The sequence below is a fragment of the Pseudarthrobacter cremeus genome, from assembly GCF_051857465.1.
In the GTDB taxonomy this organism is placed as follows: Bacteria; Actinomycetota; Actinomycetes; order Actinomycetales; family Micrococcaceae; genus Arthrobacter.
Genome location: NZ_JBPZHC010000002.1, coordinates 600,552 through 626,585, shown reverse-complemented (window position 1 = coordinate 626,585; position 26,034 = coordinate 600,552). Strand labels below are relative to the sequence as shown.

The window sequence follows — 26,034 nt, the reverse complement described above, 5'->3', positions numbered from 1 at the left end:
TTCACCGACACCCCCTGCCGCAGAAGCGAAAAGAACTCATCCTTCAGCGCATCGGGCGCCCGAAAACCACTCGGCATGGCAACCTCCAGAAATCAGATGTTGCAACGACCGTATGATTCTGCCCCTGCGGAAAGGGCGTTTAGTGACCCCGCGTTGCGGTGGACTGAGGGCCTAGGCAGCGAGGACGGCCGCTTTCCGACGGCGGGCCTTCGCCAGCCGGGTGCCGATCAGGCCCTGCCGGGGGCTGAAGAGGTAGACCGCCGCGAACACCACACCCTGGGTCAGCACCACCATGGCGCCAGAGGCCGTGTCCAGGTAGTAGCTGAGGTAGATTCCGGCGATCGAGCACACGGCCGACACCACCGGGGCGATGACCAGCATGCGGTTGAAGCGGTCGGTCAGCAGGTACGCGGTGGCGCCGGGGATGATCAGCATGGCCACCACCAGCACCACGCCCACCGTCTGCAGGGCCACCACTGAAGTCAGTGCCAACAGCCCCAGCAACAGCGCCCCCAGCCTTTTCGGGGACAGCCCGATCGCGTGGGCGTGGGTGGGATCAAAGGCATAGAGCGTCAGGTCGCGGCGCTTGAGAATGAGGATGGCGAATGCCACGACGCCGAGCACCAGCACCTGTATCAGGTCCGGGATGCTGACGCCCAGGAGGTTGCCGAAAATGATGTGGTTCAGGTCGGTCTGGCTGGGCGTGACGGAAATGAGCACCAGGCCCAGTGCGAACAGCGTGGTGAACACGATGCCGATGGCGGCGTCCTCCTTGACCCGGCTGGTGTTGCGGACCACGCCGATCAGGGTCACGGCGATCAGTGCGAAAACCAGCGCTCCAAGGGCAAACGGCGCGCCCATGATGTAGGCCAGCACCACGCCAGGCAGCACTGCATGGGAGACCGCATCCCCCATCAGCGACCAGCCGATCAGCACCAGCCAGCAGCTCAGCACGGCACAGACGACGGCGGCGAGCGCCGTGGTGACAATGGCGCGGACCATGAAGTCGTAGCTCAGCGGTTCAAGCAGCATGTCCAGGAAGTCCATGGCTCAGCCCCTGTTCTCTGTCGGGACCGCAGCGTGGGCACGGGCGGAATGGTGCCGGCGGCCGCCCTCTTCCGGCAATTCACGGTTCAGTACGTCCAGGCCGAACGCCATGGCAAGGTTCTCCGGCTGCAGTACCTTTTCCGGGGCGCCGTGCATCAGCACCCGGCGCATCAGCAGGACCGCTTCGTCGCACAGTTCCGGGAGAGCGTGGAGGTCGTGCGTGGAGATCAGGATGGTGCAGCCATCGGAGGCCAGTTCGCGCAGCAGCCGGGTGATGGTGGCCTCCGAGCGCTTGTCCACGCCCGCAAAAGGTTCGTCCAGCAGCATCATGGTGGCGCCTTGGGCGATGCCGCGGGCCACAAAGGCCCGCTTCTTCTGGCCGCCGGACAGCTGGCCGATCTGGCGGCCGGCGTATTCGCCCAGCTCCACCCGGTCCAGCGCTTCGTCGACGGCGGCCCTGTCGGCTTTGGACGGGCGCCGGGTGAATCCCTGGTGCCCATAGCGGCCCATCATCACCACGTCGCGGACGGACAGCGGGAACTGCCAGTCAACGTCCTCGCTCTGCGGCACGTAGCCGATCCCGCCCTCCTTGCGCGCCCGCGACGGTGACTGGCCGCCGATGAGTACGCGGCCGGCGTCGGGCTTGATCATTCCCATGATCACTTTGAACAGCGTCGATTTACCGGACCCGTTCATGCCGATCAGTCCGCAGATCCGGGCTGTGTCCAGGGTCAGCGAGGCGGAATCGAGCGCCAGGACCTCGCCGTAGTGGACGGTGACGTTTTCAACCAGGATGGCCGGGGTGCTCACGGCTTTGCCCCTGTTGAGGCGCCGGCGGAAGCACCGGCCGGGGTGCCGGCGGTGGTGCCGGTCAGCGCTTTGGTGATGAGACCGGCGTCGTGCCTGATCAGGTCCAGGTAAGTGGGCACCGGCCCGTCCGCTTCCGAGAGCGAGTCCACGTAAAGCGTTCCGCCGAACTTGGCGCCCGAGGCGCCCACCACCTGCTGCATGGGGGCATCGGACACCGTGGACTCACAGAAGACGGCGGGGACCTGGTTGGCCTTGACGTACTCGATGGCGCGGGTGATCTGCTGCGGGGTGGCCTGCTGTTCGGCGTTCACGGCCCAGATGTAGACCTCGCGGAGGCCGGCGTCGCGCGCCAGGTAGGAGAAGGCGCCCTCACAGGTCACCAGCGCACGCTGGCTCTCCGGGACCACGGCCAGGCTGGCTTTCATCTCGTCCTGCACAGCCTGCAACCGGGCTTTGTACGCGTTGCCGTTGGCCCTGAAAGCGCCGGCGTTCTCCGGATCCAGTTCGGCAAAGGCCTTCACCATGTTGTCCACGTAGATCTGCACGTTTACCGGCGACATCCATGCGTGCGGGTTCGGCTTGCCCTGGTAGGAGTCCTCGCTGATGGACATCACTTGGACGCCGTCGCTGACCACCGCGTGCGGCACGTCCAGGCCCTCCACGAACTGGGCGAACCACGCTTCGAGGTTCAGGCCGTTGTCCAGGATGAGGTCCGCCTTTGAAGCCTTGCGGATGTCGCCGGGGGTGGGTTCGTAGCCGTGGATTTCGGCGCCCGCCTTGGTGATCGACTCCACCGTGAGCTTGTCCCCGGCAACGTTCCTGGCGACGTCGGCCAGCACCGTGAAGGTGGTCAGCACCACCTTCTTGCCGCTGTCACCGTTACCGGATGCATTACCGCCGCAGGCAGCAAGAGCAAGGGACAGAACGACGACGGCGGCAGCGCCGGCAGCGCGGAGGCCCACCGTTGGGCGCGCGTACGTTCGGGCGGCTACTTTGGCGCACCGAAACATAAATTTAGGCATACCGAATATTCTACGGGACGCCGAACTGGGGCCGCAATGTGACGCCGCTCCCACACGCCCTGGCCGCGTCGCACCCGGCTAGGCTGAATATATGGCCACCACACACCGGCAACCACCGGCCCCGCAGCCTGGGCTGTACAGGTTTTCCCCGCTCGATTTCACCACCATCGCCCTCTACGTGGCCGTGGCAGGCTTCTTCGCGGTGGCCGGGGAACTGCTGATTCCGTTGCTGCTGCAGGTGGCCCCGAGCCCGGCAGTGGCCTCCTACAGCGTGAACTTGATCTTCTACGGCTCGATCGGGATCCTGGCCCTGTTGGCCGCACGCAAGGTGGCCGCCCGCGACCTCCGCGTCCTTGCCACCCGCCCCTGGTTCACGCTGCTGATGGTGCCCACCGCAGTGGTGGTGATGATGATCTTGACCGCCCTGGTGGTTTCGGCCGCCGGTGGCGTGGAGACGTCAGAGAACCAGGCCGGCCTGCAGGCGCTGATGCAGCAGGTCCCGGCGTGGCTGATGGTTCCGGTGCTGGTGGTGATGGGCCCGTTTGTGGAGGAGTACATCTTCCGCCACCTGCTGATCGGCAAGCTCAGCCGGCGGATCAACATCTGGGTGTGCTGCGGCCTGTCAGTGCTGCTGTTTGCCAGCATCCACATTGCCGGCCAGGAGGCCATCACGTTCCCGGCTTTGCTTCCCTACCTCGCGATGGGCGCCACCCTGGTCTTCGTCTACGTCTGGACCGGCAAGAACCTGATGTTCTCCTATTTCGTCCATGCGGCCAAGAACCTGCTGGCCGTCATCTTCATCTACGCCATCCCGCCCGAGGTGTTCGAACAGCTCCAGCAGGTCCAGCCCTAGCCCCCAAACCACGCTCCCCAAACCACGCTCCCCAAACCAACGCGGGGTCACTTTTGGCCCGATAATGCTGCGTTATCGGGCCAAAAGTGACCCCGCGTTGCAGTATCGTCAGCCCCGCGTTGCAGGGATTAAGGGGTATCGGACTGCCCGCCCACGCCGTACTTTGGAACGATGGGACTGATCACGCAAACGGTTGTTGACTGCCAACGGGTTCTGCATCAGCTGAGCCGATTACTAGACTTGTCCGGTGAGCAACCAACTTCCCGCCAAGGTGTCCGACGTCTTTGACCCCACCCGCTGGCGCACCGTGTCCGGCTTCGATGACTTCCAGGACATGACCTACCACCGCCAGGTGGAGCGCTCCGCGGATGGCACCACCAGGGATCTGCCCACCGTCCGGATCGCGTTCAACCGGCCCGAGGTCCGCAACGCGTTCCGCCCCGGCACCGTGGACGAGCTCTACCGCGCCATGGACCACGCCCGGATGTCCCCGGACGTGGCCACGGTCCTGCTCACCGGCAACGGCCCTTCCCCCAAGGACGGCGGGCACAGCTTCTGTTCCGGTGGCGACCAGCGCATCAGAGGCAGGGACGGCTACCGGTATGCGGACGGCGAGACCCAGGAAACCATCGACCCCGCCCGCGCGGGACGGCTCCACATCCTTGAGGTCCAGCGGCTGATGCGCACCATGCCCAAGGTGGTCATCGCCGTCGTGAACGGCTGGGCGGCCGGCGGCGGCCATTCCCTGCACGTGGTCTGCGACCTCACCATCGCTTCCCGCCAGCACGGCAAGTTCAAGCAGACTGACGCCACGGTGGGAAGTTTCGACGCCGGCTACGGCTCCGCGCTGCTGGCCCGCCAGATCGGCCAGAAGACCGCCCGCGAAATCTTCTTCCTGGCCCGCGAATACTCGGCGGATGACATGGTGCGGATGGGCGCCGTCAATGAAGCCGTGGACCATGAACGGCTCGAGGACGTTGCCCTGGAATACGCCGCGGACATTGCCCGGCAGTCACCGCAGGCCATCCGCATGCTGAAATTCGCCTTCAACCTCGCCGACGACGGCCTGGCCGGCCAGCAGGTCTTCGCCGGCGAAGCCACACGCCTGGCCTACATGACGGACGAGGCTGTGGAAGGCAAGGAGGCCTTCCTGGAGAAACGGGACCCGGACTGGTCGCGCTTCCCGCACTACTTCTAAGGCCGCGCGGACCATTCCCGGCCCCGCTCCACCGCAAACCTTCCAAGGCAGGACGGCACATGAATATCGGACCCCGCACCAGCGGACCCCTCAACATCGACCCCGCACTGACGGCACTGGCCGCCGCCCTGCGCGGCGAGGGCCCCGCCGTCGAGCTTTCCATCGGTCCCGACGGCGGCCTGGTGGTGGGGCACACGGAGACCCCGGGCTGCGATGACGCGGTGGCTGTGGTCCGCACGTCCGGCTCCACGGGTGCGCCGAAAGCCACCATCCTCACCGTGGAGGCGCTGGCAGCATCCTCCATGGCCACGGCCTTTGCACTGAAGGGCGAAGGCCAGTGGCTCCTGGCCCTCCCGGTGCAATATGTGGCTGGCATTCAGGTCCTGGTCCGGTCGCTGTTTGCGGGCACCCGCCCCTGGGTGATGGACCTCTCCGGCGGCTTCACACCGGAGGCGTTCACGGCCGCTGCCCTGGAGCTGACCGACAAAATCCGGTTCACGTCACTGGTGCCCACCCAACTGCAGCGCCTCCTGGACGCACCCTCGCCGGACACGCTCGCCGCGCTGCGCCGGTTCAACGGCATCCTGCTGGGCGGCGCACCGGCACCTGCCGCGCTCCTGGCTGCTGCCCGTGAGGCGGGCATCCGCGTCATCACCACCTACGGCTCCGCGGAGACCTGCGGCGGCTGCGTGTACGACGGCGTGCCCCTGGAAGGCGTGTCCGTCCGGGTGACGGCGGAGGGCCGGATCCTGCTGGGCGGGGACACGGTGGCCGCGGGCTACCTCGACTCGCCGGAGAGCACCGAGACGTTCTTCGAGGAAGACGGCGTCCGCTGGTACCGCACCAACGATCTCGGCACGCTCGACGACAACGGCCGCCTGACCGTGCTGGGCCGCGCCGACGACGTCATCATCACCGGCGGCGTCAAGGTCTCCGCGGCGCATGTACAGGCAGAGCTGGAAAAGTCCGACGGCGTCAGGGCGGCTTTTGTGGCCGGCGTCCCGTCCGCGGAATGGGGCCAGGCGGTGGCGGCGTATGTGGCGCTGGCGGGCAGCGTGGAAGCCGGCGCGGACCCCGCAACGGGGGACCACGCCGTCGTGCTTGAACAGCAATGGCATCAGCGCCTCGGCCTGCTGGCCCCGAAGACCGTGACGACCGCCCCGGAACTGCTGATGCTCCCCAACGGCAAGCCTGACCGCCTGGCAATGATCGGGCGGCTCAACGCGCTGCACGGGGGAAAGTAGAGTAGACCTGCACCGGCGGCGCGCGCAGCCTGCGCACCCCACCGTTTCACCGTTATCCCGACCCAACACGAGGTACTGACGTGGCCACAGCCGCACAATGGATCCAAGGCGCCCGCCTCCGCACGTTGCCGGCGGCAATCGCCCCGGTGCTGATCGGTGCAGCCGCGGCCTACGAGATGGGTTCGTTCCGCCCGGTCAACGCCGTGCTTGCCGCACTGGTGGCGCTGCTCCTGCAGATCGGCGTGAACTACGCCAACGACTATTCCGACGGCGTCCGCGGCACCGATGAGGACAGGGTGGGTCCGCTGCGCCTGGTTGGTTCAGGCGCGGCGCAACCTGAGCACGTGAAATATGCCGCTTTCGGAGCGTTCGGCCTGGCGATGCTGTTCGGACTGGCGCTGGTGGTGATCACCCAAAGCTGGTGGCTGATCCTGGTCGGACTCGGCTGCGTGATGGCCGCCTGGGGCTACACCGGCGGCAAGAACCCCTACGGCTACATGGGCCTGGGCGACGTCTTTGTGTTTGTCTTCTTCGGCCTCGTGGCCACTCTCGGCACCACCTACACCCAGGCCGGGCAGATCAACCTGCCGGCCATCATCGGCGCGATCGGCACCGGCCTGATTGCCTGCGCCCTGCTGATGGCAAACAACGTCCGGGACATCCCCACGGACACCCAGGCCGGCAAGAAGACCCTTGCGGTGCGGCTGGGAGACAAGCACGCCCGCGAAAGCTACGTGCTGATGCTCGCCGTGGCCATTTTCCTGGTGGTGATCCTGGCTCCGGGCCGGCCATGGATGCTGATCGTGCTGCTGCTCATCCCCGCCTGCCTGATGCCGGCCTGGCTGATGATCAACGGCCGCAAGCGCAAGAGCCTGATCCCGGTACTCCAGCAGACAGGACTGATCAACCTCGGCTACAGCCTGCTCTTCTCAGCGGGGCTGGTGCTCAGCCACGGGTTCTAGGCGTCAGGGATCTAGACCCCAGGGTTCTAGGCGTCCGGTGCCTTGCCCGCCCGGGGCTTGGGGCCGGACGTGCGGATAGTGAGGTCCGGGTTCGCGTCCAGCAGGCCGTCCTCGGCGTTCGCGTCAGCAACCTCGCCAGCGCTGCGCAGCGGCTTGGCCTTGCCGGAGAACCGGTTGTGAAGGGCGGCTGCTGCCTCATCCCGCTGCTTCTGGAAGAACAGGTAGCTCACCGCAAAGGCAATCAGCGCCGCGCAGATGACTGACAGCAGCGCCCCCAGCTGCAGGAACATAAACAGCACGAAGAGCGGCACAAACAGCGCCAGCCGGATCAGGGAGTATTTGAGGAAAGCCACCATCCAAGTTTAGCCGTCTGCCTGAACACGCGCTGCCTGCGGACGATAGACTTAATGGCATGCTCTTCCGTGTGGTTCTCGCCGTCGCAGTTCTCGCCATCTTTGTGTATGGCCTGGTGGACGTGATCCGCACTGACGGCCGCCTGACCCGCGGCATTTCCAAACCGGCTTGGATCATCGTGATGGTCGTCCTGCCGGTGCTCGGCGCCATCCTGTGGCTGCTGATCGGCCGGCCCCGCGGTAGCGGTCCAGTCCGGCAGGCGTCAGGCCATCCCATCGCACCGGATGACGATCCCGATTTCCTTCGAAACCTGGAATTGCGCCGCCGGAAACAGGCCGAGGCGGCCCGCCTCAAGAAACTTAAGGACGAGCTGGCGGCGAAGGAAAAGTCCGACGGCGGCACGGGAGGTTCCGGGCCCGCACCCGGAACCCGCGGCGGGAAGGCCACTGGGGACGGCGGCGCCGGCGGCACGTCCAGCCCGGACGCAGACACCCGTGATACCGGCGACGTAAAGTAACGCCATGGCCCAGCAGCGCGACGGAGAACCCCAAAGGCCGGATTCGCCCGCCAGGGCCGGGACTACGCCACCGCCGCCGCGCCCAGGCCTCTCTTACGCTGCCCCCGCACCGATCCTGGTCACTCCCCCGGCGCCGCGCAGCGTCCGCCTTGCCCAGTCGTTCTGGCTGCTGAGCTTCGTTGCCGGGCTCGCCGTGCTCGTCGGCTCCTTCCTCGCCCGGGAGTCAAACCTGGCGCGGCTCCGGACGGTCGTGGATCAGATGGCACCAGGCGGTGACGCCGCGGCTGTCACCGCTTCGTCGGCCATCGTATTCTGGGGCAGCCTGGCGGCCCTGCTGCTGGCGACCCTGCTCGAGGCGGCCGCGCTGGCGGCTGTCACTGCCCGCCACGGCTGGACGCGCTGGCTGATGGCCGCGCTCCTGGCCGGGCACGCGGCGGTCATGGCCGTGGCTGCCGCCTTCCTCGTTCCCGAGGGCGACGCCGGCAGCTACGTTGTGCTGTTGTGGGGTGCTGAGTTGCTCCTGGCCTTCGTGGGCCTGGTGGCGTTGTTTGTGCCTTCGGCCGGCAGGTGGCTGAAGTCCAGGAGGGCCCTTCGGTAGGAGCACCTTCAGCGGGCTACTGGCGCTGCAGCTGCAGGGAGGAAAATTCAGCCACGATGCCCTCGCAGCTGCGCGTCACCACACGGCAGACCTCCACGGCTGAACGGTCCGTCAGGGGGTTTTCCGCCACGATCCGCCACCGCTTCAGGTAGCCCCGGGCCTGGGCCAGAATCTCCTCCGGCGGGCTGTCCGGCGCCAGCCCAACCCTGACGCCCGGCGCTGCTCCCCAACCGCCGATCAGTCTTTCGGCTTCCTCCGTCAGCTCGTCGCTGAGGGAGATCCCCGTGGTGCGTATAGTGGCCAGCAGCCGGAGCTCACGGAACTCGTGGGCGTTCGCCTGGAGTCGTTCAAGGCCCACGGCCAGCTCTCCGGTACCTTCCCTCGGCGCGGTTCGCAGCAAGGCCTCCAGGCCGACCATGGCTGTGCGGGCCTTCAAGGCGTCTGCTCGGGCCTGGAACTGTCGGTCCACAAGGTGCAGCAGTGGATCCAGCCCGCTGCGCCGTGCGAGCTCATGCGCCAGGGGCGTGGGTTCGGTAAAGCCACTCCGGATAAGCACCACGCCCAGCCGGATCCCGAACAGGCCGAACCGCTCCAGGAGCGAAGCCTTGGCCTTGGCATCGAGGCCTTCCGGGCCGGTGGCCCTGACGAACCGGTCCGCGGAAAGCAGCAGCCTTTCCCGGGCGGGCCGGTCCATCCCCGACAGGAGCCGCAGCGACTCGAAGTCGGCCTGGCGCATGGTGCGGGCGCTCTGCGCCAGCAGCCCTGCCACCGGGACCACCCCCAATGCCAGCTTTCGCAGGCTGTGGTCCCGACGGTAGCGATCGGCAATATCTCCGGCAGACAACAACGAGTCGATGCGGCCGGCACCGATCTCATCGGCCCTGGACAGCACGGCCAAGGCGTTGACCGTCCCTGACCTGCCCCCCTCCGTGTCCCGGAACGACTCAAGGAACCGCAGGTCCGAGGCGTGCATGTGGCGCATCAGGTAGATGATGGCGTCGGCTTCGGAGGGCGCATCGGCAGGGGTCAGGAAATCGGTGGACCGGGCAGACACGTCCCCGGACAGCGAGGCTATCCCCGGCGTGTCAATCAGGGTGATCTGCCGGAGGCTTTGCGAAGGCCACTCGACCACCAGGCGTTCAACGTCCTCGGCGCGGGAGCCGCCCAGCACGAACACCAGGCGGCCGTCCACACGCTTGAACGGCAGGATCCGCGGTTCGCCCTCAACGGGGAACAGCGTAATTTTCGACGTATGGCCGTAGCGGTACCATGTCACGATCCGGGTGCACTCGCCGGTGTCGGTAGGCGCGATCTCCTCACCGATAATGGCGTTCAGGAGCGTGGATTTTCCCGCTTTGACCATGCCCGCCACAGCTATCCGCAGCGGCTCGGACAAGCGCGTGGCGTACCCCTGCAAAGACGCCACCGCCACAGGGTCATCCGCATACAGGGCCAGGGCATCCTGGATCAGGTCCGCCACCCCCGCGCTGATGGACGTACTCATCTGCCCGCCGCAACCGCCCGCGCCGGGCCCGGCGGCATACCGCCCGACGTCGAGCCACCCGACGTCGGTCCGCCGGCACCCGGTCCCCCGGCAACGGGAGGACGACCGGACTTCGGACCATCCGGCGTCGAAACCTGCCCTACTTCGGCTGCCACCAGCGCGGCTGCGTGGTGAACGGCGTCCACCTTCTTGAGCTCTTCCTTGATTTCGCGCACCCGGATATCTTTTTCGAGCTTGTAGACGGTAGCCGACTTCTGGGCTGCGGCCACGGAGTCCGTCAACGAACGGTGGTGCTCGTCCGCGATCTCGGTGAAATGGTCGCGGGTGGACCGCTGCACCAGCCGGAGACGGTCCTTGAGCTGCTTGCCCACCTGGAAGGTGACATCGTCCAGCTGGCGGCGGACCAACGCCTTGGCCTCCAGCTGCCGTCGCTTCAGGCGCGCTTCCTTGTCCTCGCGGTACGCCTTGCGGCCCAGGAGCAGCCCGGCGCCAACGGACAGGGGGTTGATCAGGGCCATCCCGAAAATACCTGTCAGGAGGCCGAACATCAGCACACCTCCGTAGGATCCCCGCATCCCGATCAGCACCTTCTGCATCGGGTTGACGCGCCCGTCGTCCAGCCCGGGCATGTCATCCACCGGATCCAGCGCGTCACCGGCGTCGGAAACGCGCAGGGCCGGCAGGGCGACTTCGTCCTCCGAGAAGTGCTCGGCCACCTGGGCAGCCAGCCACTGTGCACGTTCGTTCGTCCACACGAAGGTGTCCGAAATTGCGGCGGCGGCGCACTCTTCGAGCCACTTGGAAAACTGGGGCCACGCTGGACCGGGATCCCCTTGGTCAATAGCGGTTTCGGCCTCGCGCTGGATGCGGCGCAAGCGGTCCCGGAGATCGTACTCCATGTCCGCGATCAGGTCGCCGATGCCGTCGTTCAGGGTGATCTGCCAGCGTGCTGAGCGTTTGCGCAACTCGTCGGCCTGCGCTTTGGCTTCTTCCAGTTCCGCAATCATCCGGGGCGTGTCCTCGGGATTCTCGAGCGCTCCCAGTTCTGATTGGAGTGACAGCCGCAGGTTTTCGGTGACGGAGAGCAGGTCCTGGCTCACGGAGCGTCGTTGCAGCCGCTCCGCTTTTCCCACGATCTCATTCCGGAGGTGGCCGATCAGCCCCGGAAAGCCCGATTCGGAGTTCAGCTCCGCGTCCTGCAGCCGTGCGGCCTCAAGGCGCAGGTCCGAGGACAGCGGAAAGAGCGGGATGTCAGGGGAAACCTGTGCGAGGTGTCCGCGGTCCAGCTCGGCTACCCGGCGCCATTCCGGGTACAGGTCAGTTTTGGACAGGACGCCCACCACGCTGGGGGTGATGCGCATGGCCTGCCGAAGGAACCTGATTTCCGGCTCGGTGTATTCCTGCGAGGCATCGGAAACGAGGAGCATCGCGTCAGCCGACGGCAGCGCCGTGAGGGTGGTCAGTGTGTGGGTGGACCCCAGTCCGCCGACTCCGGGCGAATCAACGAGGGTCAGGCCTCCTGCCAGCAGTTTGCGGGGCAGGAAGACTTCGGCGGCCACCAGTTTCTTCGCGTTCCCTGGATTCCCGCGTTCTGAGACGTAGGCGGCCAGTTCGCTGATGTTGATGGGCTGGCGTTCGAGTTTCTCGTCGTCGCCGGGGTCCGCGTCCGCGTCCGGCAACAAGATGGAGGCCGACGCCGGATCACCGTGCCGGACCACCGTGGGAACCGAGGTGGCTATGTCGTCATCGACCGGGCATACAGGCGCGTTCACCAAGGCGTTGATGAGTTTGCTCTTGCCTTGCTTGAACTCCCCCACCACAATGACGCGGACGCTTGGGTCCTTGAGCCTGCGCAGTGTCTGGTCCAGGCGCCTTCGCAGGTCGGCTCGTTCACCGTCGCTGACCAGCCCGATCGCCTGCTCCACGAGTTTGAGCAGTTGCGCCGCCGTCGCGGTCGTCGAGGGCCTTGCCGGTCCCGAAGAGCCCGCCTTCGTTGCCAGAGCCTCCGGTCGTTGCATTTCAACCACAGCCAGTCCTTTGCTTCAAGTCTCAGTATGGGACGTGCGGGCTACCGCGGGAAGTGCCCGGCAGGGTTCTTCGGCTCCCTGCCGGGCACTTCCGCTACGTGGGACTGGCAATTAGAGGGTAATCTCTCCGCCATCATCAGCGGTGAGTTCAGCGTTCAGCTCGGTGTCCATATCAACATTCGTGGAGTTATCCGAGTTGTCCTGGAACGAATCCTCAACCACGACGTCGACCGGGTTGAAGGAATCAGCCACCGCTACGTCGTTCTCAACAGAGTTGTCCTGGAACGAATCCTCGACAACCACGTCCACGGTGGTTTCTGTGGTCGTGTCGGTGGTGGTAGTGGTCGAGTTGTCCGAGTTGTCCGAGTTGTCGGAGTTGTCCTGGAACGAATCCTCGATGGCCACATCGGTGCTCTGATCGTTGAACGAGTCGGCAATGTCAACGTCGGTGCTGACCGAGTTATCCGAGTTATCCGAATTATCGGAGTTGTCTGAATTATCGGAGTTGTCCGAGTTGTCGGAGTTGTCGTTGTACGAATCGTTGATCGAGTTGTCCGAGTTGTCGGAGTTGTCTGAATTATCGGAGTTGTCGGAGTTGTCGTTGAACGAATCGGCCACGTCGACGTCGAGGTCGGTGTTGAAGGAGTCGTCGATTGCCGTGTCGACGTTTCCGACGCTGGCGTCACGGCCCGCGTAGATCGAGTTGTCCGTCGAGTTGTCCGTGGAGTTGTCGGTGTTGTAGGCATCGCGGATGTTGTTCGAGTCCCGCACGTCTGCGTCGTCGCCGGCAGCCACTGCACGGTCCCCGGAGGCAACCACGGAGTCGTTGTCGAACCACTGCCGTACGTCGCCGTCGGCCCAGATGTTCTGGTTCACGGACTGGTCGGTGATCGTGTCGCGGTCATCCACCGTTGATGTGGTGGTGGTGTAGGAGTAGTTGTTGACGACGTGATGGAGCTGCTGCACAGCGTGCGCGTGGTCATCGCCATGGTTTCCCCCGCCAAGGCCGCCGCCCGCCGGAGGAGGAGTGTGGCCGGCCGCGCCGCCCGTGCCGCCGCTGCCGCCGCCGGTCCAGGAGGTGTTTCCACCGGTGTTGTACTCGCGGTCGAAGGACGAGTGGTTGAGGGTGATCGGAGCGTAGTCCAGAACAACCGGCATTGCCGCATCAACGTCTGCCGAGCACACGTGGCCCAAGCCGTGCTCCTCCAGAACCTTCTCGGGATCGTCCAGGAACTCCTGGGCTGCTTGCTGGCTTCCGAAAAGGCTCATCAGGAACTGGACGAGGTCGTTAGCGAGTGTAGGCATTGGATGTCCTCAATTCTTCTTTGAGTTAATCGATCGCCGAGCATCGTTGCCGGCTTGCATCAAACGTAAGGTCCCGGTCGGCCACCGGGCATCGGGTCGCTGCACCCTACCGGCTGCCCCGGTATCAGGGTTTGGCCGGCCCCCACGTTAGGGGCACTAGGGGCTCGCTCCGTTGGGGTTTTCGGGACCCAGCGCAAGACGCAGCCGGACCAGCAGATCGGAGCGGTTCTCCGCGCCCAGGCGGCGACGCATCCGGGCAATGTGATGCTCCGCCGTCCGGGGGGAAATATAGATTGCTTCCCCTATTTCCCGGTAGGTTTTTCCTTCCAGCACCAACCTGGCCACTTCTTTTTCGCGCTCGCTGAGCACTGAACCGTCCGGCTGGGCGGTCTCGATGGCATCGCCCGCCGAGGCAACGGCCCGCATTTCGGACCGTCCCGAGGACTTCGGCGCTCCGGAGTTCCCCTGCGGATGAAGATCCCTGGCACAGGACAACAGGCGAACCATGTCCTTCCGATCGTCTGCCCTGGCCGCGGCGTGGCCGGCCAGCCGTGCACCTTCCCAGGGCATGCCGACAGCGTTCAGCGCGCGGGCGGCAGTCTCTACGTCAGATGCCTGGAAATTTTCGGCGAGAACCGACACCCAGGCTTTGCCGGCTGCCGCCAGCACCGCCGCAAGGTGGTTGTGATGCGCGGCGCGTACCAGGGCCGAAGCATGGGGTGCCAGGTCCGCCGGGCTCTCATTCAGCAGGGCGGCCTGAACCGCGGCCCAGTGCATGGGCACGGCCCACAGGGGCGGCTCCCCCAACGTCTGCAACAGCTTCCATACTTCATCCAGGTAGTGCGAGACCCGTCTGCTCTCCCGCAGCCGGGCCGCCGTGATCATCAGTTCGCCCCACGGGAGGAGGCTGTACAGGTCCACCGACGTGTGCAGCATCGCTTCCCGTGCACGTTCCCAGGCCAGGACGAGGTCGTGGACTTCGCCGCTCCTGCGGGCGAGGCCGACTTCAAGGGCCGCGCAAAGGAATTCATCCCGGGGAACAAGCGGCCAGGGGTTGGCCTTGGAGGCTTCGTTGATGGCCAGACGCGCCTCTTCCGGATTGTCCTGCTGCATGGCGGACCAGGCCTGGAGCAGAAACAGCCGGGGCTTGACGGCATCGCCGCCCTGCCCTGCTGTAACGGCGGCGCGCAGGATCGTCTCTGCAAGGTGCGGCTCCCCGCTGTGCAGGGCCAACAGCCCTGCCAGGGCACCAGGCGTCTCCGGCAGAGGGAGGGAAGCCCCGGCCGCCGTGAACATATCGGACGCGTGGATCATGACAGGGAGTGCGTGATGCGGGTCGGCCGCCAAGGATTCCAGGGCGCCTTTGCCCATCTGCGCCAGCGCCACGGCCAGGAGCGTGGGTGACTCCTGCCCGGCTTTGCCCGGAAACATCCTTTCGGCTCCGGCCCGGTTGCCGCAGCCGATCATGGCCACTGCGGCCAACGGAGCGGATGGACCCACCCGCTCCGGGCCGAGCCAGCTGTATACGTCCGCACTGCGGGAAATCATCCCCCGCTGTGCCCAGACGGCGGCAGCAACGTCGATTCCGAGGCGGAGGTCCGGCGGATCAGAACAGACAAGCAGCCCGTCAATGATCCGCCCGGCGGAGTCCAGATCGCCGGTGGCGAAAGCGGCCTGGGCGCGCCTGGCCGCCGTCGCAAGCTCATCTGCGCCTGCCAGCAGCGCCTCGCCATAGAGCTGGGCAGCCACGCCGGGATGGTGTTCCAGCGCCCTGTCCCCGGCCTTTTCGAGCTCCGCGGCAACACGGTGATCTGCGAGGCCGCCCCGCGCCAAATCACGGGCAAAGTCACCCAGCGGCCGGTTATCTGCAGCAAAATATCCCACCAGTTCACGTTGCAGCGCATGAATCCTGGCTGTCGGCGTGGACGTCAGGAGGGCCTGCTGTACGGTGCCCACTACTGTTCCGTCCGGTTGCAGCAGCCCCGTCGATTCCGCGCTTGCCACTAAGGTATCGAGGCTATCGACGGCGCCGCCGGTTATCTTGCGCTCGAGTTCCCGTGGTAACGGACCCGGGATGGTGTAGCCAACAGACAGTGCAAGCAGAAGCTCCCGGATGACGGCGTTCCGGCCGCGGGATTCTTCGGGTCGGTGGTCGGGAACGAGGTCTCCCGACGCCTGCTGATGATGGTCCAACATGCCTCAGACCGCCGGCTCGGGGACGATTGGAGCGGGGGTTTCGGTATCAGTGTTTGTCAGCGGAACCGCAGTCTCCGAGGGCGACGGCGTGTCGGTCGGGACCGCAGTCTCCGAGGGCTCCGGTGACGGCGTATCCGTCGGCACCGGCGTATCCGTCGGCTCCGGTGACGGCGTATCAGTCGGCACCGGCGTATCCGTCGGCTCCGGTGACGGCGTGTCAGTCGGGTCCGGCGTTACCGTCGGCTCCGGCGGTGGCGTGTCAGACGGAACCGGCGTATCCGAGGGCAACGGCGTCTCAGACGGAACGGGCGTATCCGAGGGCAACGGCGACGGCGTGTCAGGCGGAACCGCAGTGTCCGCGGGCGGCAGCGCCCCCGTTCCCGCCCCGCCGGAACCCGGCGCGGTAGCACCGGTTGCGCCGCCGGACGTTCCGCCGGGAAGGGAAGCCGCAGCACCGCCACCGGTGGAGTCTGTGCCTGACTCAACACCTCCGGCTGCCGGCGGGTTTGTGGAGGTCGAGGGCCTTGAGGTGGGCGACGCTTCGACGTCGAGGCCCGCGGCGCTGGCCATGGCACCGCTTTCCCTCTTGGCGCTGGCCTCGATCCCAATCTCCGAAACCTGCGCTCCCCCGCCTCCGCCGGCTGCGACACTGCCTGTGCCGGAACCGCCCAGGCCGGAACCGCTGTCAGGAGTCGTGCCGTCTTTCGGCGCCGCATTCGCCTCTGCACCGGGGACCAGCAGCGCAGACAGGCTGCCGAATCCATCGGGACTCTGTGCTGCTGTTGCCGTGAGCCCGGTAAAGAGGGCTGCCGCAGCGGCCACGGCAGTCAGCCGAACGGATGCGCGGGGTGCGTGGGCGCCCCGCGCGGTGCCGGCCTTCCGGCCGCCGCTGTGCACGCCGCCCACAGAGGAAACCGCAACGGAAGCTGTAGGGGTTTTCCGTGACCAACTGGGAAGGCTCCCCGCCCCGACAGTGCCGGCGTCGGCGGCTTTCGCTTCATCCTTAGCCTCAAGCGGGACGACGGCGGCGCTGAACAGTTGGGCAGCCGCAGCGCGCTGGAGGGTGGAAACCGCCGCGCCGAGGCAGATGGATGATTTGGGATCCGCGTCCACGGCGATGGGCCGGTCAAGCTGTTCCGAAATCAGCTGGGCGACCAACGGTATACGTGACGATCCGCCAATAAGCAGGACGGCTGACAGGTCTGCCGGAGTGAGTCCGAGCTCCTGGAGGGAAGTCTCGAGCGCGTCAACCGTCTCCCGGATGGGCCCGTCGATCATGGCCTCGAACTCGGAACGGACCAGCCGGACCTGCTGCTGGACCCCCGGCAGCAGCACCGAGATGTTCGCTTCACTATCGGATGACAGCGCCTCTTTGGCCTCCACGCACTCCCGGCGCAGGCGGGCGAGTGCTGCAAGCGTTGCGGGAGCTGAGGTGTCCAGGCCGGCCAGTGCCTGCCCTGCGTGCTCGGCCACATGCTGCAGGACCGCAGCGTCGAAGTCTGCTCCGCCCAGTCCCTCAATCCCCTCAGGGCGGCCCAGGAGTTCGAAGTGTCCGGCGCCGGCCTTCCTCAGGACGGCGGTGTCAAAAGTTCCGCCGCCCAGATCGTAGACTGCGATGGTGCTGCCATCCTCTACCCGCGTTTGGGAGGCGTAGTGCAGCGCAGCCGCTTCCGGCTCGCTCACCAACGTGACGTTGGCGAGGCCTTTGGCGACGAGGGCGCGGAGGATGAGGTCAGTGCGGTGGGCGCCCCATGAGGCAGGGTGGGTAAGAACAATGTCCGACGGCGGTGCGCCCTCGCGTTCCTGGGCCCGGTCCACAACCCAACGTGCCATGGTGGCGAAGACTTCCTCGGCCGGGAGCAAGAGGGTGCCGACCGAAATCGGGACCTCGTCCCCTACCCGGCGCTTGAACTCGCGGACCACCCGTTCGGGGGTATCGAGACCCCGGCGTTCGGCTGGTTCTCCGACAAGGATGGGACCTTCAGCCGGGTAGTACACCACTGAAGGCACGGCCATTCCGCGGAGCCCTAAGCGTAGGCTTTCCGGAACGGGCTGTGCATTCTGATTGGTTCGTACTGTTGCGGCGGCTGTGAAGCTGGTCCCGACATCTATGGCGAGAACGTAATTCATAGGTACCTCGGCAAGAACGCTGCGAGTTCTCAGCAAGCTTCATCACTGACAACTCCAACCACCGTAGCACCACCGACTTGCCGGCGACACCCTTATTCATACATCGATTGGGCTATTGAGCCGCGTGCTCCAGGTCGCCGAAAGAAAGCCCAGTTCAGAGCCCCGAATACGAGTGCAGCCCGTTGAAGAACTGGTTGACTATCGTGAAGTTAAAAACGACACAAAGGTAGCCGACGATCGAGAGCCAGGCTGCCCGGGTCCCGGTCCAGCCCCGGGTGGCGCGGGCGTGCAGGTAGCCCGCGTAGACCACCCAGATCACGAATGTCCAGACTTCCTTCGTGTCCCAGCCCCAGAAGCGTCCCCAGGCCTTCTCGGCCCAGATGGCGCCGAACATCAACGTGAAGGTCCAGCCGATGAACGCGATGGCGTTGATCCGGTAGGACAGGTTCTCCAGGCTCAGGGCCGAGGGAACCAGCCGCATGAAGCCGAGTTTGTCCGCACCGCCCGAAGCGATGGTCTTCTGCCGGTGGGTCTGGACCAGCTGCAGGGCGGACATGGCGAACGTGAGGGTGAAGAGCGCTGAGGACATAACGGCGATGGAGACGTGGATGATCAGCCAGTAGCTCTGCAGCGCCGGGACCAGGTGGCCCACGGGGGTCCAGTAGGCCACGGACGCTGCCACCAGCATAATAATGGCCAGCCCCACCACGAACGTGCCCAGGAACCGCAGGTCCCGGCGGATTAGCACCAGCAGGAACACGGCCACCGCCACAAAGGCCCCCGTGGTCAGGAATTCGTACATGTTGCCCCACGGCACGCGGCCTGAGCCCAGCGCCCTGGTGATCACGCCGGCGGCATGGATCGCAGCGCCGAGTACGGTCAGTGCCACCGCTACCCGCGCGGGCACGCGGCGTTCGGCTGCGTAGCGCATGTCGGCATTGGCGGTCTGTCCCGGTCCTGAAGAGGCTCCGCCCTTCCCGGAAATGGACGACGACGGCCGTTCGGCCCGCCCCGCCGGCCCGGCCAGGTGCGATGAACCGGCCCTGTCAGATGCCGCGCCCGCGTCAACGGAAGCGCCGCCGGAATTACCCGGAGCAGCAGCCCCGGCCATCGCGGGCACTTTGGTGCCGGCAGCAGCCGCCGCCTTGAGGTCAACGGCGCGCAGGGCCTTGCTGCTTTTCGCGAGGTCCCAGGCGAAGGCGATGAAGGCCACGGTGTAGGTGCCGGCGGCGAGCAGCATAAAAAGCTCGCTGTACTGGCCCATGGTTTCGTTGATGGCGAAAGGCATTACTGGTCCTTTGTGGGTCCGGCGGGGCCGGCAGGGATGGAGACAGACTCTGCGCCATTATGGTCCTGGCGGCTGGGAGTTTGCTGGGTGGGTGCGGATTCATCGGCGGGTTCCGCCGGAAGCTGCCATTCGTTGGCGAGAAGCTTGCGGATGGTGGCAGCTTCGGCGGCCAGGCGGTGGTCCTCGCCGCGGGCCAGGAGGCCGTATTCCACCATGGTCCGCCCGTCGTCGTGCGTTCCGGTCCGTATCCAGACGCGGCGGCGGTTGATGTAGAGGGAAACGATGAGTCCGGCCACAGCCAGCAGAGCGAAGATCAGGGCATAGAGCTGGCCGGGGTTGTGGTGGATGTCCACGCCCACGTACCTTTTCACGCCGTCGAAACTGATGGTCCCTTTGCCGTCCGGCAAGGTGAAGCTGGTCCCCGGGGCGAGGGTGATGCCGCCGGCGGCCAGGTTGCGGGCGTTCAGCGGGGTGAGGTCCTTGACGTCCAGCTCAAAGACGTTTTGCGGCGCGCCGTTGTCCAGGCCGAGGTCGCCGAAGTAGGAGTTAAGGGTCAGCTGCGGGTTGAACAGGTCCGGATCGCCGCTGAACGAGACGCCTTTCTCGGTGATGAAGGCGGTGGGCAGGAAGAACCCGGCGAAGCCGAGCTGCTCCGGCTTGGCGTCGGGGACCTTGATCACCACGGACGAGTAATAGTTCTCGCCCTGCAGCTTGGCCACCACAGGGCCCTGCATGGCAACGTTTCCGGCGCCGTCGCGGATGGTGACCACCGGGGCGTAACCGTTGCCGGTGAGGTAGATGCTGGTGCCGCCCAGGGTCACGGGGTCGTTGACCTTCAGGACCTCCTGCCGGGCGGGCGCGTCGGGGGTTTCCTTGGTGGTCACGTTGGCGGTGAAATCGATGGGCTGGCCCACCTTGCCCTTGGATTCCCTGTCGAACGTGACGGCGAACTTGTCCAGCTGGATTGAGTACGGCTGGAGCTGGCTGGACTGGAAGTTGGTACCTGGGGTGAACTGGTCATAGCCCACCAGTGTGTTCACGAAGGTGTCGCCCTCCACCAGGATCCGCTGGCCGCTGTAGCCGAACAGCCCTCCGACGGCCACCGAGACCAGCACGCCGATCAGCGAGGTGTGGAACACCAGGTTCCCCACCTCCTTGGCGAAGCCGCGCTCTGCCCCCAAAGACGGCCGCGCGCCGTCGTCGTCCCTCACCTCAACGCGGTAGCCGCGCTTCTTCAGCACTCCGGCGGCGCTGCGGATGGCGTCCGACGCCGGGAGGCCGGCGTCCGCGGGGATCACCAGTGTGCCGTACTCGGGCAGGCGGGAGAGCCGTTTGGGGGTCCGCGGCGGGTGCGAGCGCATGGCCTTGTAGTGGGCGATGGCGCGCGGGACAACGCAGCCGATCAGCGAGATGAACAGCAGGATGTAGATGGCCGAGAACCAGGCCGAGGAGTAGACGTCGTAGAGCTGCAGGGTGTCCAGCAGCTTCCCGTAGTCCGGGTTGTCCTGGATGTACTGGGTGACGATCGAGGGGTTGGCCGGGCGCTGCGGGAACAGTGAACCCGGCACTGCCGCCACGGCCAGGAGCAGCAGCAGGAAGAGCGCTGTGCGCATGCTGGTCAGCTGCGTCCAGGCCCACCGCAGCATCTCAACCGGCCCCAGGGTGGGGAGGGCCGCATCGGCCTTGGCGGCGGTAACGGGGGCCGGGGACTTCTTGTTTGCTTTCACGCGCTCGCTCATCAGATCGGCAACTTCACATCGGTTTGGAACCAGTACTGCAGCCCGGTGACCCAGGTGCCCCAGACGCCGCTGGCCATCAGCAGGCCCAGCACCACCAGGATGCCCCCGCCGATCCGCTGGATGGCCAGGCGGTGTGTACGGAAGAAGGACATCACACCCATGCCCCGGCGCACGGCCAAGGCAATCAGGAGGAAGGGAATGCCCAGGCCCAGGCTGTAGACGAAGGCCAGGAAAGCGCCTTTCGCGGCCGAGGAGCCGCCGGAGAGGCTCAGGAGCTGCACCGCCGAGTAGGTGGGGCCGATGCAGGGCGCCCAGCCGAGGCCGAAGGTGATGCCCAGCAACGGTGCACCCCAGAGCCCGGCAGGCGGTTTGGCGTGGATCTTGGCATCACGCTGCAGCCAGCCGAAGCCGCCCATGAACACCACGCCCATGATGATCACCAGAATGCCCAGGATCTGGGTGATCCAGGCGTTCTGGGAGCCGGTAATCAGGGTGCCGAGCTGGCCGAAGGCTCCGCCGAGCAGGACAAAAATCACGGAGAATCCCAGCACGAACAGGCCAATTCCGGCAAGCATCCGGCCGCGCTTCTGCTTCTCCAGGTCCACCCCGCTGAGGCCGGTGACATAGCCGAGGTACCCGGGAACCAGAGGCAGCACACAGGGCGACAGGAAGGAAACCAGTCCGGCCAGCAGCGCCACCGGGATGGCAAGGAGGAGCGAGCCGTTCAGGATGGCTTCGGCGAAGGGGCTGTTCACGGTCCGGGGCCGCCGCTACTCTGCCACGGCGGCGGTAATGAGGGCTTTGAGGGTGCCCCTCTGGATTTCACCCAGGACGCGCGAGGCCACCCGGCCCTGCTTGTCCAGGACCAGCGTGGTGGGAACGGCGCCCGGAGGGACCAGGCCGGAGACGGCCAGGAGGACGCCGCCGTTCTTGTCGTCGAAGCTGGGGTAGGTCAGGTTGAACGATTTGTCGAAGGCTTCGGCGGTGGCTTTTTCGTCGCGGAGGTTGACGCCGAAGAACTGCACACCCTGGTCCTTGAACTCCTGGTGCAGCTCTTCAAGGATGGGGGCCTCCACCCGGCAGGGAGCGCAGGCGGCGAACCAGAAGTTCAGGACGGTTACCTTGCCCTGGAAGTCTGCGGGGGTGACGGCGGTCCCGTTGAACAGGGTGCCGTTGACCGCCACGGCGGCTTTACGGTCCCCGGCCGCAAATTCGGTCACTGATCCGTCGCCCGCCACGTAGTTCTTGTTGTCGCCGGCCTTGGCCTGCTTGGCCAGGGCATCCTCCTGCGCGCAGCCGGACAGCCCCAGTGTGAGGGCGGTCAGGGCTGCGCCGCCCGCAGCGAGGACGCTGCGGCGGGATGCTGCCTTGCGGAAAGTGCTGGGTCCTGTTGTCACGATCAGGCGCCCGGAGTGGTGGCGGCACCGGGAAGCAGGGCGGCAGCGGGCTCACTGTACTCAACGCGCAGGAGGGAGCCGTCGTCGTCGAACACCAGGGACGTGATGGAGGTCAGCGTGCACTCGCGCTTGCGCGGGTCATGCCACAGCGGGCGGCCCTCTGCGCTGAGCCGGGTGGCCCAGATGGGGAGCTGGTGGCTGACCATGATGGCCTCGGGCCCGCCGGTTCCGAAGTCATTGCCTGCAAGTTCGATGGCACGGAGCCGCGCATCCTGGACGGCTGCCTGAACACGGGCCGCCTGCGCCTTATAGGGTTCGCCCCAGGACGGCCTGAGCGGGTTGACAAGGCGCGGCCAGTGCTTGGGCTTGCGGAGCTCCGCCTTGGTGACCTTCATGCCCTGGAAGTAGTTCTCCGCCTCGATGATGCGTTCCTCGGTGTGGATTTCGAGATGCAGCGCCTCGGCAGTGGGCGTCGCCGTCTCCTGGGCCCTGACCAGCGGTGACGCAGCAAGATAAACGATCCGGGCACCCTGTGCGGCACGCTCGCTGAAGTGCGCGGCAAGGGTCCGCGCCATCTCCCGGCCCAGCTCGGACAGGTGGAATTCGGGCAGCCTGCCGTACAGAACGCCGTCGGGATTATGGACCTCGCCGTGGCGGAGCAGATGGACAGTGGCTTGGGGCATGTTTACCAGTTTCTCAAAGATGGCGTGCGATCCGAAATCTTCTACATCCAGTAGAACTGAAACTTTTGGAAAAATGTTCCGAACGGGGGTGACAAAGATGCAAATGCATGTATATAGTGAATGCAGCGGATAGTTGATATTTCAACTGATGAAGTATCAACTACTCCGGAAGTACCACCCGACAAAATCAAGGAGAAACACCATGGCTCTTCCCGCAGACGTCACCACCGGCACCTGGACCCTCGACAACTCGCACAGCGAAATCGCCTTCACCGTCCGGCACGCAGGCATCAGCAAGGTCCGCGGCCAGTTCAAGGATGCCGCAGCAACCCTGGACCTCGCCGAGAACGTGGCCGATTCCAGGATCAACGCCACCATCCAGACCGCCAGCTTCGATTCCGGGGACGTCAACCGCGACGGCCACGTCCGCGGCGAAGACTTCTTCGACGTCGAAAAGTTCCCGGAGATCTCCTTCGTCTCCAACGGCCTCGTAGCCAAGGGCAACAGCTACGAGCTGACCGGCGACCTCACCATCAAGGGCGTCACCCGTCCCGTTTCGCTCGAGACCGAGTTCAACGGCGTTGCTGTGGACCCGTTCGGCATGACCCGCGCCGGCGTCTCCGCCGAAACCACCATCAGCCGCAAGGACTTCGGCCTGACCTGGAACGCCGTACTGGAAGCCGGCGGCGTGCTGGTCAGCGACAAGGTTGCCATCAACCTGGAGCTGGCGTTCATCGCCCCCGCAGCATAATCCTTCCGTTCTGACAGAACCCCGGCCGCCAGGCTTCCCTAGGGATCCCGGCGGCCGGGGTTCTGTGTTTGCGTTCTGTGTTTGGATTCTGTGTCTAGCGTCAGTTTCCGAACGGCGGGTGAACGGCCGGTGCACCTCAGGTGGCCCGGAACGCCCGGCAACCGCCCGGGGCGCGAAAACCGCGCCGCAATGGCACGCACCGGGACCCGCCGGAGGTACGGTGGAGGTAAGCCGTACTGGGGGCAGGGCCAGTTGACTGTACCCAGCAGCCGAACTGATATCCGACCCGCAAAGGACCGCTCATGAGCACGCCCTCCGTTCCGCCTCCTGTTCCGAATGAACCCGAGCCCGGCAACCAGCCGCCGGCTCCCCGCTATGGCGAGAACAGCCCGCAGTTTGGGCAGCCGACTCCCCCGGCGGCCCCGCAGTACGGCCAGAACGCACCGCAGTATGGGCAGAACGCACCGCAGTACGGCCAGAACTCGCCCCAGTATGGGCAGAACGCACCGCAGTACGGGCAGAACGCACCGCAGTACGGCCAGAACTCGCCCCAGCCGCCGGCATACGGCCAACAGCCGTATGGCCAGTCCCCCTACGCCCAGTACCCCTCCGAAATGCCCCAGGCTACGGGATCCACCGGGGTTCCGCAGCTGGTCAACATCTCGTTCTGGCTTCTGATCGCTTCCGCTGCCATCTTCGTCATTTCCATGCTCCTGGGCATCGGCACCCTTGACGATCCACGGATGCGGAGCACGTTCGAGGACGCCATGCGCAGCAGCGGCGGCGCCGGCGCTGATGTGACTTTCGACGATCTCCGCGGAGTCATCGTCGGAACGCTGGTGGTATTCGCCATCATCGGCGCCGCACTCTACGCGCTGGTGGCCATCTTTGTCCGCAAGGGCAAGAACTGGGCCCGGATCCTGGGTACGGTTTTTGCCGCGCTGTCCGTCTTCAGCCTCTTCCAGGTGCCTAGCCTTGGCACTCTGGGAACGCTGGCGGGCATCGTCGCAATCGTCCTGCTGTACCTGCCCGCCGCGGCTCCGTACTTCCGCCCGCAGCAGCCGTTCGCCAACCCCTACGGCCAGTAGCAGCAGCACCCACCACCCCCGGACGCTCTGGCACAACCTGCAAGAAAAACAGTGACGCTCTGTCACTTCCTGCAGGAAAAGCCCTAACGCTCTATCACTCTCTTGAGGAAAGTGATAGAGCGTTGTGGTTTGGGCGACAGGGAGTGAAAGAGCGTTTGTGGAATAGCTGCAGGATCTGCCAGAGCGTCTGAGGGGGGGCAGTGCCGGGGGGACCTAGGCGGTCTGTTCCGGGGTCTGCCCCCGTTGTGCGTGGTAGGCCAGAATCTGCAGTTCGGTGGCCATGTCCACCTTGCGGAGGTTAACGCCGTCCGGGACCTGCAGCATCACGGGGGCGAAGCTCAGGATGCTGTGGACACCAGCGGCCACAACGCGGTCGCATATCTGCTGTGCCACTGCCGCGGGCAAGGCCAGGACCACCATGTTTGCGCCGGTCCGCTGCAGCACTGTTTCCAGGTCTGCGACGTCGCTCACCCGAAGCCAGCCCACTTCGTTGCCGACCACCATCTGGTCGGCGTCGAAAATTGCCACGACGTCGAAGCCCCTGGACTCGAAACCGCCGTAGCGGGCAAGGGCCTTGCCCAGGTTGCCGGCGCCCACAATGGCGACTTTCCAGTCATGGGTCAGGCCCAGGGCGGCGGAGATGTGGCGGCTCAGGTATTGCACTTCGTAGCCGACGCCACGTGTGCCGTAAGAGCCGACATGGGACAGATCCTTGCGGAGGGTCGAGGAGCTGACGCCGGATGCTTCCGCCAGCGACTCCGACGACACCCGCTCCACCCCCTCCGACAGCAGGGTATTCAGGGCGCGCAGGTAGATGGTCAGCCGGGCCACGGCCGCGGGCGGAATCTGCTTGGCGGGGTCGGGACCGTGCACAGCCCGGGCTGGGGGCACAGCTGCGGGGACGACCGGGGATGAGTCCAGCGAAGTCACTTTCCCCTCCATCCCATCGCGTCGTGACTCCACTCTAGAGCCCCGCCGCCGGTGCCAACAAAGCCGGTGCCATTCTGCGTAACCGGTGTCTTACTGGGCCATGGCACGTTGCAGGACCCGCGCCAGCCGGATTTCGTCAATCTTCCAGAAGTCGCGTTGGATCCCGTCCACCAGCAGCACCGGAATTTCCTCGGCGTACCGCTCCCGCAGTTCCGGCAACTGGTCCACCGACTGCTCCGTCCACCCAAGTCCCAGGGAGGCAGTTACCCGTTCGACGGCGTCGCGGGCGTCTGCGCACAGGTGACAGTCTGCTTTGGTGATGAGCACTATCTCCGGTTTTGCCATGCTTTAACCGTATCCCCCTTTGGGCGTGACCGCGGGGCGAACGGCG

Annotated in this window: 24 protein-coding genes; 8 read left to right on the top strand and 16 right to left on the bottom strand. The window is 65.8% G+C overall.

The window, feature by feature from the left end:
• Window positions 1-171: 171 nt before the first annotated feature.
• The 3 genes from ACS5PJ_RS06600 to ACS5PJ_RS06590 are packed head-to-tail and all read right to left on the bottom strand — an operon-like array spanning window position 172 to window position 2,879.
• Window positions 172-1,047, bottom strand: coding sequence for a metal ABC transporter permease (locus ACS5PJ_RS06600; RefSeq protein ID WP_439434102.1), 876 nt, complete (start codon window positions 1,045-1,047; stop codon window positions 172-174).
• Between the two features lie 3 nt (window positions 1,048-1,050).
• The gene (locus ACS5PJ_RS06595) at window positions 1,051-1,857 is read right to left on the bottom strand and encodes a metal ABC transporter ATP-binding protein (RefSeq protein ID WP_439434101.1); all 807 of its coding nucleotides are present in this window, start codon (window positions 1,855-1,857) and stop codon (window positions 1,051-1,053) included.
• The gene (locus ACS5PJ_RS06590) at window positions 1,854-2,879 is read right to left on the bottom strand and encodes a metal ABC transporter substrate-binding protein (protein WP_439434100.1); all 1,026 of its coding nucleotides are present in this window, start codon (window positions 2,877-2,879) and stop codon (window positions 1,854-1,856) included. Before ACS5PJ_RS06590 ends, ACS5PJ_RS06595 begins: the two co-directional genes overlap by 4 nt.
• Window positions 2,880-2,970: 91 nt before the next feature.
• On the opposite strand from ACS5PJ_RS06590, the gene ACS5PJ_RS06585 reads away from it, so the two are divergent.
• The 4 genes from ACS5PJ_RS06585 to ACS5PJ_RS06570 all read left to right on the top strand — a co-directional run bounded on the left by ACS5PJ_RS06585 (window position 2,971) and on the right by ACS5PJ_RS06570 (window position 7,136).
• Window positions 2,971-3,732: a CPBP family intramembrane glutamic endopeptidase gene (locus ACS5PJ_RS06585; RefSeq protein ID WP_439434099.1), complete on the top strand. Its 762-nt coding sequence runs from the start codon at window positions 2,971-2,973 to the stop codon at window positions 3,730-3,732.
• 247 nt (window positions 3,733-3,979) lie between these two features.
• Entirely contained in the window at window positions 3,980-4,930 is a 951-nt protein-coding gene (locus tag ACS5PJ_RS06580) for a 1,4-dihydroxy-2-naphthoyl-CoA synthase (RefSeq protein WP_439434098.1), read from the top strand.
• Between the two features lie 59 nt (window positions 4,931-4,989).
• Window positions 4,990-6,174 (top strand): AMP-binding protein, encoded by a 1,185-nt coding sequence (locus ACS5PJ_RS06575; protein WP_439434097.1) that lies wholly within the window; start codon window positions 4,990-4,992, stop codon window positions 6,172-6,174.
• A gap of 80 nt (window positions 6,175-6,254) precedes the next feature.
• Entirely contained in the window at window positions 6,255-7,136 is an 882-nt protein-coding gene (locus ACS5PJ_RS06570; protein WP_439434096.1) for a 1,4-dihydroxy-2-naphthoate polyprenyltransferase, read from the top strand.
• 26 nt (window positions 7,137-7,162) lie between these two features.
• Here ACS5PJ_RS06570 and ACS5PJ_RS06565 read toward each other — a convergent pair whose 3' ends face one another.
• The gene (locus ACS5PJ_RS06565; RefSeq protein ID WP_439434095.1) at window positions 7,163-7,492 is read right to left on the bottom strand and encodes a DUF4229 domain-containing protein; all 330 of its coding nucleotides are present in this window, start codon (window positions 7,490-7,492) and stop codon (window positions 7,163-7,165) included.
• A gap of 56 nt (window positions 7,493-7,548) precedes the next feature.
• On the opposite strand from ACS5PJ_RS06565, the gene ACS5PJ_RS06560 reads away from it, so the two are divergent.
• Window positions 7,549-8,007, top strand: a complete 459-nt coding sequence (locus ACS5PJ_RS06560; RefSeq protein ID WP_439434094.1) for a PLD nuclease N-terminal domain-containing protein — start codon at window positions 7,549-7,551, stop codon at window positions 8,005-8,007.
• Window positions 8,008-8,011: 4 nt separating this feature from the next.
• Window positions 8,012-8,605, top strand: a complete 594-nt coding sequence (locus tag ACS5PJ_RS06555; RefSeq protein WP_439434093.1) for a hypothetical protein — start codon at window positions 8,012-8,014, stop codon at window positions 8,603-8,605.
• A 16-nt stretch (window positions 8,606-8,621) separates the two neighbouring features.
• Here the strand turns inward: ACS5PJ_RS06555 and ACS5PJ_RS06550 are convergent, their stop codons facing one another.
• From ACS5PJ_RS06550 to ACS5PJ_RS06505, 10 genes are all read right to left on the bottom strand, one after another.
• Entirely contained in the window at window positions 8,622-10,109 is a 1,488-nt protein-coding gene (locus ACS5PJ_RS06550; RefSeq protein WP_439434092.1) for a dynamin family protein, read from the bottom strand.
• Window positions 10,106-12,127, bottom strand: coding sequence for a dynamin family protein (locus ACS5PJ_RS06545; protein ID WP_439434130.1), 2,022 nt, complete (start codon window positions 12,125-12,127; stop codon window positions 10,106-10,108). The genes ACS5PJ_RS06550 and ACS5PJ_RS06545 overlap by 4 nt, the downstream gene beginning before the upstream one ends.
• A 120-nt stretch (window positions 12,128-12,247) precedes the next feature.
• Window positions 12,248-13,441, bottom strand: a complete 1,194-nt coding sequence (locus ACS5PJ_RS06540) for an IniB N-terminal domain-containing protein (protein WP_439434091.1) — start codon at window positions 13,439-13,441, stop codon at window positions 12,248-12,250.
• A gap of 156 nt (window positions 13,442-13,597) precedes the next feature.
• Entirely contained in the window at window positions 13,598-15,637 is a 2,040-nt protein-coding gene (locus ACS5PJ_RS06535) for a LuxR C-terminal-related transcriptional regulator (RefSeq protein WP_439434090.1), read from the bottom strand.
• 3 nt (window positions 15,638-15,640) lie between these two features.
• A complete protein-coding gene (locus ACS5PJ_RS06530) occupies window positions 15,641-17,767 on the bottom strand; it encodes an Hsp70 family protein (protein WP_439434089.1) in 2,127 nt (708 codons plus the stop codon).
• Between the two features lie 154 nt (window positions 17,768-17,921).
• On the bottom strand, window positions 17,922-19,055 hold the full coding sequence (ccsB, locus tag ACS5PJ_RS06525; protein ID WP_439434088.1) for a c-type cytochrome biogenesis protein CcsB: 1,134 nt from the start codon (window positions 19,053-19,055) through the stop codon (window positions 17,922-17,924).
• Window positions 19,055-20,794 (bottom strand): cytochrome c biogenesis protein ResB, encoded by a 1,740-nt coding sequence (gene resB, locus ACS5PJ_RS06520; protein WP_439434087.1) that lies wholly within the window; start codon window positions 20,792-20,794, stop codon window positions 19,055-19,057. Before resB ends, ccsB begins: the two co-directional genes overlap by 1 nt.
• Window positions 20,794-21,549: a cytochrome c biogenesis CcdA family protein gene (locus ACS5PJ_RS06515; protein ID WP_439434086.1), complete on the bottom strand. Its 756-nt coding sequence runs from the start codon at window positions 21,547-21,549 to the stop codon at window positions 20,794-20,796. Before ACS5PJ_RS06515 ends, resB begins: the two co-directional genes overlap by 1 nt.
• Before the next feature lie 15 nt (window positions 21,550-21,564).
• Window positions 21,565-22,191: a TlpA family protein disulfide reductase gene (locus ACS5PJ_RS06510; protein WP_439434085.1), complete on the bottom strand. Its 627-nt coding sequence runs from the start codon at window positions 22,189-22,191 to the stop codon at window positions 21,565-21,567.
• Window positions 22,192-22,193: 2 nt separating this feature from the next.
• Window positions 22,194-22,874: a histidine phosphatase family protein gene (locus ACS5PJ_RS06505; protein WP_439434084.1), complete on the bottom strand. Its 681-nt coding sequence runs from the start codon at window positions 22,872-22,874 to the stop codon at window positions 22,194-22,196.
• A 202-nt stretch (window positions 22,875-23,076) separates the two neighbouring features.
• On the opposite strand from ACS5PJ_RS06505, the gene ACS5PJ_RS06500 reads away from it, so the two are divergent.
• On the top strand, window positions 23,077-23,625 hold the full coding sequence (locus ACS5PJ_RS06500; protein ID WP_439434083.1) for a YceI family protein: 549 nt from the start codon (window positions 23,077-23,079) through the stop codon (window positions 23,623-23,625).
• A 302-nt stretch (window positions 23,626-23,927) separates the two neighbouring features.
• Window positions 23,928-24,713 (top strand): AI-2E family transporter, encoded by a 786-nt coding sequence (locus tag ACS5PJ_RS06495; protein WP_439434082.1) that lies wholly within the window; start codon window positions 23,928-23,930, stop codon window positions 24,711-24,713.
• A 213-nt stretch (window positions 24,714-24,926) separates the two neighbouring features.
• Here ACS5PJ_RS06495 and ACS5PJ_RS06490 read toward each other — a convergent pair whose 3' ends face one another.
• Both ACS5PJ_RS06490 and ACS5PJ_RS06485 read right to left on the bottom strand, forming a co-directional pair.
• On the bottom strand, window positions 24,927-25,643 hold the full coding sequence (locus ACS5PJ_RS06490) for a redox-sensing transcriptional repressor Rex (RefSeq protein ID WP_439434081.1): 717 nt from the start codon (window positions 25,641-25,643) through the stop codon (window positions 24,927-24,929).
• 90 nt (window positions 25,644-25,733) lie between these two features.
• The gene (locus ACS5PJ_RS06485) at window positions 25,734-25,988 is read right to left on the bottom strand and encodes a glutaredoxin family protein (RefSeq protein WP_439434080.1); all 255 of its coding nucleotides are present in this window, start codon (window positions 25,986-25,988) and stop codon (window positions 25,734-25,736) included.
• Window positions 25,989-26,034: the final 46 nt, after the last annotated feature.